This is a genomic window from Sphingomonas sp. LH128, from assembly GCF_000293195.2.
GTDB lineage: Bacteria > Pseudomonadota > Alphaproteobacteria > Sphingomonadales > Sphingomonadaceae > Novosphingobium > Novosphingobium resinovorum_A.
In genome coordinates, this window is the sequence record NZ_ALVC01000541.1 from 1 (window position 1) to 547 (window position 547).

At 59.4% G+C, this 547-nt stretch carries 1 protein-coding gene; it reads right to left on the reverse strand.

Annotation, left to right across the window (positions count from 1 at the left end; genetic code table 11):
• Positions 1-107: 107 nt before the first annotated feature.
• Positions 108-389 (reverse strand): methylase, encoded by a 282-nt coding sequence (locus tag LH128_RS29880; protein ID WP_442800367.1) that lies wholly within the window; start codon positions 387-389, stop codon positions 108-110.
• Positions 390-547: the final 158 nt, after the last annotated feature.

Genomic DNA, 547 nt, shown 5'->3' on the forward strand with positions numbered 1-547 from the left:
ATTATCTGGAGTAAAATCATGACCAATCGACGCAATCCCACGCCTCCGGCCGCAATGCTCGACATAAATGTCGACTGCAAAGAATATGTCTAATCTGGACCTCAACATTACATGGCTTCGCGCGGGCTGAGGTCGATATCGAGTTCGGCGCGCTCGTCCGGGGCGAGCTGGCCCAGGCGGCGGTCGAGGATGGACTCGGCCGTGGTGACAAGCTGCATGACCACCGATTTGCCTTCGGCGAGATGCTGCTCGGCCGCCGCGATCACGGTGGGAAGTTTCATCGACAGGAGCACCTGTCCGAAGAAGCGCTGCTTGGTCGATTCGAAGCGCGAGCGTGCCGAGGCCTTGGCGCCGCTGTTGAGCGTATTGCCTTCGAGGCCGTCGACCACGCCGGTCAGCTCGAGGGCGGCCTCCATGTTGCGATGGATGATCGCTTATCACGAGGTCGCGATAATGTGAAGGAACGCGGCAGCGACGTGGATTCTCCTAATGCGGGGCGATGTTGCTGCGCATTATTTTGATTGCGAACCTCGGCGGTCTCTGGACC